The 8,578-nt window shown below is 41.6% G+C and carries 8 protein-coding genes; 5 read left to right on the top strand and 3 right to left on the bottom strand.

The annotated features are described in order from the left end of the window. Nucleotides 1-34 precede the first annotated feature (34 nt). Entirely contained in the window at nt 35-1,021 is a 987-nt protein-coding gene (nrdF, locus tag B2400_RS01545) for a class 1b ribonucleoside-diphosphate reductase subunit beta (RefSeq protein WP_149524902.1), read from the top strand. A 91-nt stretch (nt 1,022-1,112) separates the two neighbouring features. Here the strand turns inward: nrdF and B2400_RS01550 are convergent, their stop codons facing one another. The 3 genes from B2400_RS01550 to B2400_RS01560 form a co-directional block, all read right to left on the bottom strand. After that, on the bottom strand, nt 1,113-2,831 hold the full coding sequence (locus B2400_RS01550) for a GMC oxidoreductase (RefSeq protein ID WP_293930356.1): 1,719 nt from the start codon (nt 2,829-2,831) through the stop codon (nt 1,113-1,115). 3 nt (nt 2,832-2,834) lie between these two features. After that, nucleotides 2,835-3,314: a gluconate 2-dehydrogenase subunit 3 family protein gene (locus B2400_RS01555; RefSeq protein ID WP_149524899.1), complete on the bottom strand. Its 480-nt coding sequence runs from the start codon at nt 3,312-3,314 to the stop codon at nt 2,835-2,837. 63 nt (nt 3,315-3,377) lie between these two features. Continuing rightward, nucleotides 3,378-4,028: an HAD family hydrolase gene (locus B2400_RS01560; RefSeq protein WP_293930359.1), complete on the bottom strand. Its 651-nt coding sequence runs from the start codon at nt 4,026-4,028 to the stop codon at nt 3,378-3,380. A 210-nt stretch (nt 4,029-4,238) separates the two neighbouring features. Here B2400_RS01560 and B2400_RS01565 point away from each other — a divergent pair, with 210 nt between their 5' ends. Genes B2400_RS01565 through B2400_RS01580 form a run of 4 tightly spaced genes read left to right on the top strand, consistent with a single transcriptional unit; the run spans nt 4,239 to nt 8,545 of the window. Continuing rightward, nucleotides 4,239-4,850 carry a fumarylacetoacetate hydrolase family protein gene (locus B2400_RS01565; RefSeq protein ID WP_149524896.1) on the top strand — a complete coding sequence of 204 codons (612 nt, stop codon included), beginning with the start codon at nt 4,239-4,241 and terminating at the stop codon, nt 4,848-4,850. 1 nt (nt 4,851) lies between these two features. Continuing rightward, a complete protein-coding gene (locus B2400_RS01570; protein WP_293930361.1) occupies nt 4,852-6,573 on the top strand; it encodes a M23 family metallopeptidase in 1,722 nt (573 codons plus the stop codon). An 8-nt stretch (nt 6,574-6,581) separates the two neighbouring features. Beyond that, nucleotides 6,582-7,043, top strand: coding sequence for a thioredoxin-dependent thiol peroxidase (gene bcp, locus B2400_RS01575; RefSeq protein ID WP_293930363.1), 462 nt, complete (start codon nt 6,582-6,584; stop codon nt 7,041-7,043). A 32-nt stretch (nt 7,044-7,075) separates the two neighbouring features. Then, the gene (locus B2400_RS01580; protein WP_149524893.1) at nt 7,076-8,545 is read left to right on the top strand and encodes a glycine--tRNA ligase; all 1,470 of its coding nucleotides are present in this window, start codon (nt 7,076-7,078) and stop codon (nt 8,543-8,545) included. The last annotated feature ends 33 nt before the right edge of the window (nt 8,546-8,578 follow it).

An 8,578-nucleotide genomic window follows, 5' to 3' on the forward strand; every position in this document is an offset into this window, starting at 1 on the left:
GATTCAGCCTCTTTCACCAACGATACTGAATAAAATGAGCAAACAATTTACCGCGGTAAACTGGAACACACCAGATAACGATTATGCGTTGATGTTCTGGGAACAAAATATTAAGCAATTCTGGATTGACACCGAGTATATTCCTTCCAAAGATATCGACAGCTGGAAAGGTTTGAGCTGGGATATGAAGGAATGTTATAAGAAAGCATTAGGTGGTTTGACTTTATTGGATACCCTGCAATCGCATACAGGTATGCCGAAGATCATCGACCATATCGATTCTTTGCAGAACAAAGCGGTATTGTCTTACATGTGTATGATGGAAGCTATCCACGCTAAATCGTACTCTACGATCTTTACCACCGTATCGACAACAAACGAAATCAACGATGTATTCGGTTGGGTTTCGCAGAATAAATTCTTGCAGTATAAAGCGGCTACAATCGACAAACACTATCGCGGAATCGATAAAGAAAAGGTTTCTAACGAGGAGCTGTTCATGGCTATGGCAGCATCTGTATTATTAGAGTCTTTCTTATTCTACTCTGGATTCTTCTTACCGTTATGGTTATGTGGTCAGGGTCAGATGGTAGCATCAGCAGATATCATCAAGAAAATCGTTGCTGATGAGTCTATCCACGGTGTATTCGTAGGGCTAGTTGCTCAAGAAGTATTCGCTAAACTTCCGAACAAAGAGGAAGTAAAACAACGTTTCTTGGCTTTATTGAATGACTTATACGAAAACGAAATTAAGTACACTGAAGAGCTTTATACCGTGGTAGGTTTAACTGCTGAGGTAAAAGAGTATGTTCGTTATAATGGTAACAAGGCCTTAATGAACTTAGGTTTCGAGCCGATCTTTGAAGTAAAACAAGTGAATCCTATTGTATTGAACGGTTTGAATACAGAGACTACGCAGCATGACTTTTTCTCGAAGAAGTCTACAAACTATGAGAAGTCTATGGAAATCGTGCATTTGATGAATGAAGACTTCGCGATGGATGCGACAGTGGAAATTTAGACGTTAGACAATAGATATTAGATATTAGATACTGAAAAAGGCGCCTTACGGCGCCTTTTTTATGTTTATAGTATACGATTTAGGATAGGTGCTAACTGATGTTGCCTTTCTTGAGTTCGTTGATGGCGTAGTCTACTGCGCGAGCGGAGAATGCCATATATGTTAAGGAAGGGTTTTGCGTAGATGTTGAAGTCATACAAGCACCGTCCGTCACGAAGACGTTTGGACAGCTGTGGATTTGATTCCATTTATTCAACATCGATGTCTTCGGGTCGAAGCCCATACGTACGCCTCCCATTTCATGGATATCTAAGCCTGGTGCCTGTGACGATTCATTGCGCTGTATATTGGTGAAGCCGGCAGCCGTGAACATCTCTTCCATCGTATCCAGATAGTCCTTTTTCATCTTAGCGTCGTTGTCATCATAGTCAACCGAGATCTTCAATTGCGGTATTCCCCATTCGTCTTTCTGGGTTTCATCGAGTGCAACGTAGTTTGATGCTTTCGGAATCGTTTCTCCCATCATATGCGATCCTACGCCCCAATTGCCCAATTGCGGATTCAATAAGGAAGATTTCAGGTCTTCGCCTATGCCGGATTGGTCTGAGCCCGAGCGGCGGTATGCTCCAAAGCCAGCAGCGTAGCCTCTAAGAAAGTCGGTTTCTTGTTTATGCAGATTTCTGAAACGTGGAATGTAACCTCCACCTGCAGGGTTCTTACCGTCGACTTTATAATCCAAATGCCCTTCATGCTCTGCAGATATCCGAGCACTGTAATTATGGAAAGCGACATATTTGCCTAAGGTATCCGAATCGTTGCCCAGTCCATTCGGGAAGCGCTTCGATTTGGAATTCAAGAGAATCAGGTTGCTGTTCAAGGCGGCAGCATTAACAAAGATCAGCTTGCCGAAGAAATCAATCTCTTCCTTCGTATTTCGGTCGATCACTTTGACACCGATCGCTTTTCCTTTTTCATCATCATAAAGGATGGAATGCACAACAGAATCTGGTCTCAGCGTCATGTTCCCTGTCTTCGCAGCCCAAGGTAGCGTGGAAGCATTGGAACTGAAATAGCCACCAAATGGGCAACCTCTTTGACATAGCAATCGATTCTGACATTGTACGCGTCCCTGATCGAGATGAATCTGATTAGGCTTCGAAAGATGCGCGCAACGAGCCGATATGACTTTGCGTCCAGGGTATTTGGATTCAACCTGTTCTTTGAAGTATTTTTCGACGATATTTAAGGGAAAGCCAGGGAGGAATTCGCCATCCGGCAACTCCGGAAGGCCATCCTTGTTGCCCGAGATCCCGGCAAAGCGTTCTACATGATCATACCATGGCTTGAGGTCGTCGTATCGGATAGGCCAATCGACAGCGAAGCCGTCTCTCGCAGGACCCTGGAAATCAAAGTCGGACCAACGTTGTGTTTGGCGGGCCCACAGCAAGGACTTCCCTCCTACCTGGTATCCACGTATCCAATCGAATGGTTTTTCCTGCACGTAGGGATGCTCCTTATCTTTCACGAAGAAGTGCTGTGCATCCTCTCGGAAGGCATAACATCTGCTAACCACGGGGTTTTCTTCCTTCACATCGTAGGGTATCTCGCCTCGATGTTCAAACTGCCAGGGATATAAATTGGTAGTCGGGTAATCTTTGATATGTTGAACATCACGTCCTCTTTCAAGAACCAATGTTTTTAATCCTTTCTCACATAGCTCCTTTGCAGACCAACCTCCTGATATTCCAGAGCCAATCACAATAGCATCATAGCTGCGTTCTTTCGCAGAATCAATATTTAAATTTGCCATTCCTTATCCGTTAACTTTCATTGCCCCATTATAGCGCCCAGGCACTAATTCATACACCAATTTATTTTTCATGACATATTCCGAGTTCAAGTAGCCTTGAATGGTACGTCGTTTCAGAAGTTGGAAAAAGACATCTTCGGCGGGCAATGCCGCTAGGTAGGTTTGCATATCCTTTAGCCCCTTTCCTTTAATCGTTTCTGCTCCTTTCAACCCTTCTATGAAAGCTTTCTGTTCTTCAGGGCTGGCACAATCGTCGACCATCTTCATCACAAAGAGATGTAGATTGAGGTCCTTAGCGCCCGGCGTGTCGGTTTTAGGGATTAGGGATTCAGTCAATTCAGCGAGGAGGTCCTCGTCTGCTTTATTAAGTTTAAGATGATTAAGCACGATGCTGGTTGATTTATCTGTGAAATCACAGGAGGTTGCAATCATCATACCCCCTGCAACCACAAATAGCTGCTTAATCGCGGTCCGTCTATTCATAAGATTTACAATCAATAGATTTAAATCTACGAATAAAACGGGAAAACTGGAATGCTAAATCGTTTAGAACAATAAACTTTCCACTTCTTTTAACGAAGAGGCAAGTTTATCTGCGTGAGAAAGGCGTTCGCGTTCGACTTCTTGTTTAGAAACAGCAACGCAATAAAGCCCTGCGGCTTTAGCGGCGGTACATCCTGTGCTGGTGTCTTCTACTACCAGGATCTCTTCGGATGGGATAGCGAGCTTCTGTGTAGCCAGTAAATAAGGTTCTGGATTGGGCTTAGGTTGTTCTACAGATTCTCTAGTCACAAAAAACGAGAAATAATCTAATAATTTATGTTCACCGAGCACGGTGTCTACTGTTGTTTTATAACTGGAGGTTACTAACCCTGTGGTTAGCCCTTTCGATTTAACTAACTCCAATATTTCTTGTGCATGTGGCATCAATCTGATCGTTCGCATATCTGCTTTTGCATATCTAGAACGCGTTGCAAACCATATGTCTTCTTCATCGACTTTCAATTTGTATTGCTCATTCAACATAACAACGTTGCGAGCTAGGGTATGTCCTGCAAAATTGGAAATCCAATCGTCGAAAGTTATGCTTAATCCATAATCTTCTGAAAGAATCGGTGCCCAATTGCTATAGTAAAAGTATTCAGAGTCTATCAAAGTACCATCTAAATCGAATAGTACAGCTTTAAAGTTATTCATACGACAAAGTTAGTTATTGCAATATTAATACAATGTTAAATCAGCAGGAGTTAACATATAAACGGTCATATGAATCTATAAATATAAAATGAGTCTCGTGAGGCAGTCGCTTGGCACTGCGCTTATCTTGCTAATCCCTCTCAGTTTTGCTAAGTTTGTTAAGCCGTTGGAGCGGAATCTCCTGAGCATTTACATCAATAAATAACATTCATGAAAATAATAGCAGTAGGTAGAAACTACGTAGATCATGCCAAAGAATTGAATAATCCGGTTCCTGAGAAACCGGTTATTTTTCTTAAACCCGACACCGCCGTTTTGAAAGATAATAAAGACTTCTATTTTCCGGAGTTTTCTAAGGATGTACATTATGAAGTGGAAGTCGTGCTTCGTGTGTGCAATGAAGGGAAGCATGTTTCTAAGAAATTTGCACACAAATACTACGACGCTATTGGTTTGGGAATAGATTTTACGGCTAGAGATATACAGGCCGAACATAAGGCTAAAGGCTTGCCTTGGGAACTAGCAAAAGCTTTCGATCATTCTGCTGTTATCAGTAACCTCATTCCGAAAGAGGAATTTGAGAACATACAGGAACTAACTTTCTCTTTAACAAAAAATGGAGAGACAGTTCAGGAAGGAAATACGAGGGATATGATCTTTGATTATGACACATTAATCAGCTTTATTTCGCAATACATTACGATCCGTAAAGGAGATCTTATTTATACAGGCACGCCGGTTGGCGTGGGCCCTGTTCAGATCGGCGACAAACTGGAAGGGTTTTTGGAGGGAAATTCCATGTTTGTATGCCAAATTAAATAAAATGAGAAAAACGTTCGTCACACTTTTACTTGCTACTACCCTTGGGATGTCATCCCATGCACAGAATAATAATATATATACTTCACGTAATTACCCACAGGGTTATTTTCGGAATCCCCTGAATATTGCTCCTGATGCTTCGGGAACATTCGGTGAGCTCAGGTCTACACATTTTCATGCGGGCGACGACTATCGCACGCAGCAAAGAATAGGTCTGCCGCTGCATGCTGCTGCTGAAGGCTATGTATCGCGCGTTCGAGTGCAGATCGGCGGCGGGGGAAACTCTGTTTACATCGCGCATCCCAATGGATATACTTCGGTATATCTACATATGGACAGCTTTAATGATGCCTTGACCAATATCATCCGCGCCGAACAATACAAACAACAGCGCTTTGACGTGGACTTGGAGTTGAAAGAGGGTCAAGTAAAATTGACGAAAGGACAGTTTATCGGCAATGCCGGAAATACTGGTGGTTCGGCAGGACCGCATCTACATTTCGAAATCCGAGATACAAAAACTCAGCGCCCGTTAAATACCCAGTTATTTGGACTTCGATTCAAGGATAACTTTGCTCCAACGATCAACGGACTCATGGTCTATGATCTTAATGAGCCTATCTTTAATGAATTCACCGGACGCCGTTATATGCAATTGAAAGCTTTAGGTTCAGGTCGTTATGCACTAGCGTCCGGAGCTCCTATTTCCGTTAATGGGAAGTTTGGATTAGGTATCAATAGCATAGATCGACATCGCGCTGGGGGCTTTCAAAACGGGGTATATTCTATCGATTTGTTTATCGATGGGCAACCCGTTTCGACGGTTGTATTTGAGGAATTAGATTTCAATACGTCCAGAGGTATTCATTCTTATATTGATTATCCGCACTGGAAAAAAACAAAAGTCAAGGTTCAGAAGAGTTTTAAAGATCCGGGTAATAGAATTGAAATATTCAAACACTTGGAAAATGAAGGTGTCATCGAATTGCAGGATCAAGAAGTTCATGATGTTAAATATGTCGTGAAAGATGTGCAAGGAAATTGCAGCGAATTGAATTTTCAAATCAGGAATAACCCTTCATATCAACCAAAGGCCAACCCTCTAAAAGGAGAACGATTCGCCTACAACAAGGTTAATAAATTCTCTGCTGATCATTTACAAATAGAAATCCCGACAGAGACTTTGTATGGCGACCTGGACTTTGTATACAGCCAAAGCGCGCCTATTGCGAATAGCTATTCGCATGTTCATCATGTCCAAAATGCTTACATCCCTTTATTTTCTAGCTATATGCTGAATATCAAGCCAACCAATCTACCCCCACACCTAGAAAGCAAGGCTTTAATTGCTTCCGTGCAAAATGGCGCTGAAGGTGGAAAGCTTGAAAAAGGATGGGTTAGCGTGAATACGCGGAACTTTGGGTCTTTCTATGTCGCCGTGGATACGATTGCACCGACCATTACTCCGCGCAACTTTAGCAATGGAAAGAACGTTAGTGCCCAATCTAAAATAGATTTCACTATTTCCGACAACTTTTCTGGAATTCAATCATTCAATGCGTATATCGATGACAAGTGGGTATTGATGGAATACGATTCGAAGAACCGACATATTTGGCATCGTTTCGATTCCTCATTATCGAAAGGACAACATAAATTCAAATTAGTTGTGAAGGATTGGAAAGATAACGAGAAGATCTACGAAGCAACATTCACGAGATAAAAGATATTATGGCAACATTTGATGTAGGCGATAAAGCGCCGGCAATTCAAGCGAAAGATCAGCATGGTAAGGAGGTTAAACTTGCCGATTTCAAAGGCAAGAAAGTTATTCTTTACTTCTACCCGAAAGATAACACTCCTGGCTGTACTACCGAAGCCTGTAACTTTAGAGACAATTACCAAAGTCTTTTGAAAGACGGCTATGAAGTTATCGGTGTCAGCATCGATAGTGAGGCATCGCATCAGAAGTTCATCAACAAGTACGAATTGCCCTTTACACTATTAGTAGATGAAGATCAAAAGATCGTCAATGATTATGGCGTCTGGGTAGAGAAAAACATGTATGGCAAAAAATATATGGGAACTGCTAGAACTACCTTCATTATTGATGAAAATGGCGTTATCCAACATATTATCAAAAAAGTAGACAATAAAAACGCGAGCCAACAAATTCGCGACCTAATGGCATAATAAGTCATACGAATACATTATATTTGCTTCCTATGAGTAAGCAAACAGATGATTTCTTTAAGAATATAATTTCGCATGCGAAGGAGTACGGTTTTGTGTTTCCTTCCAGTGAAATTTACGACGGTTTAAGTGCCGTATATGATTACGGCCAATTAGGTTCTGAATTGAAAAACAACCTTAAGTCTTATTGGTGGAAATCCATGGTTCAATTGAATGAGAACATCGTAGGTATTGATGCTGCGATCTTCATGCATCCAACAACCTGGAAAGCATCCGGACACGTAGATGGGTTCAACGATCCTATGATCGACAACAAGGACTCCAAGAAACGCTATCGTGCCGACCAATTAATTGAGGACAAGATCGACCGCTATGAAAAAGATGGGAAAACCGAAAAAGCTGCTCAGTTACAAAAAGATCTTGATGATGCATTAAATGCAGATGACTTAGCTCGTCTAAAAAATATCATTGAAGATCACGATATCGTATGTCCGATTTCAGGAACTAGAAACTGGACAGACGTGCGCCAATTTAACCTGATGTTTGCAACACAGATGGGTGCCATGGCGGACGGTGCGGAACAAGTATATCTACGCCCTGAAACCGCGCAAGGTATCTTCGTCAACTTCCTAAATGTTCAGAAAACCGGTAGGATGAAGATTCCATTTGGTATTGCTCAAATTGGTAAAGCATTCCGTAACGAAGTCATTGCGCGCCAGTTTATCATGCGTATGCGTGAGTTCGAGCAAATGGAGATGCAATTCTTTGTACGCCCAGGCACTGAATTAGACTGGTATAAAAAATGGAAAGAAACTCGTTTGAAGTGGCACTTAGCATTAGGTGCTGATCCTGCGAAATACCGTTTCCACGACCACGTAAAATTAGCACACTATGCTAATGCTGCGGTAGACGTAGAATACGAATTCCCATTCGGTTTCAAAGAAGTAGAAGGTATCCACTCTCGTACTGATTTCGACTTAAAACAACATCAAGAATTCTCTGGAAAGAAACTTCAGTATTTCGATCCTGAGATCAATCAAAGCTATATCCCTTACGTTATTGAGACTTCCATTGGTCTAGATCGTTTATTCTTAACGGTATTAGCAAACTGCTTAGTTCAGGAAGATTTATCAACAGAAGAAAAACAAGATTCACGTGTCGTATTAAAGTTCCACCCTGCTATTGCTCCTGTTAAAGCAGCTGTATTACCATTGACGAAAAAAGATGGTCTTCCAGAAAAAGCAAGAGAGATTATGGCAAAATTGAAACTAGACTACAATATCCAATACGACGAGAAAGACTCTATCGGTAAGAGATACCGTCGTCAAGATGCGATCGGTACACCGTTCTGTATCACAGTGGATCATCAGTCTTTAGAGGACAATACAGTTACTATTCGTCATAGAGATAGCATGCAACAAGAAAGAGTAAATGCTGATCAATTAGAGAAAATCATTGGCGATCTAGTCGGTATGAACAACTTATTGAAGAAAGTTCTATAAGACTTATTTCACGATAAAAAAGAGAGGCTATCG

Source organism: Sphingobacterium sp. UBA6645 (genome assembly GCF_002455685.1).
Classification (GTDB): domain Bacteria; phylum Bacteroidota; class Bacteroidia; order Sphingobacteriales; family Sphingobacteriaceae; genus Sphingobacterium; species Sphingobacterium hotanense.

Excerpts from the sequence above, each read along its gene's own strand:
- nrdF (WP_149524902.1), top strand. The coding sequence starts at position 35 with ATGAGCAAACAATTTACCGCGGTAAACTGGAACACACCAGATAACGAT.
- B2400_RS01550 (WP_293930356.1), bottom strand. The coding sequence starts at position 2,831 with ATGGCAAATTTAAATATTGATTCTGCGAAAGAACGCAGCTATGATGCT.
- B2400_RS01555 (WP_149524899.1), bottom strand. The coding sequence starts at position 3,314 with ATGAATAGACGGACCGCGATTAAGCAGCTATTTGTGGTTGCAGGGGGT.
- B2400_RS01560 (WP_293930359.1), bottom strand. The coding sequence starts at position 4,028 with ATGAATAACTTTAAAGCTGTACTATTCGATTTAGATGGTACTTTGATA.
- B2400_RS01565 (WP_149524896.1), top strand. The coding sequence starts at position 4,239 with ATGAAAATAATAGCAGTAGGTAGAAACTACGTAGATCATGCCAAAGAA.
- B2400_RS01570 (WP_293930361.1), top strand. The coding sequence starts at position 4,852 with ATGAGAAAAACGTTCGTCACACTTTTACTTGCTACTACCCTTGGGATG.
- bcp (WP_293930363.1), top strand. The coding sequence starts at position 6,582 with ATGGCAACATTTGATGTAGGCGATAAAGCGCCGGCAATTCAAGCGAAA.
- B2400_RS01580 (WP_149524893.1), top strand. The coding sequence starts at position 7,076 with ATGAGTAAGCAAACAGATGATTTCTTTAAGAATATAATTTCGCATGCG.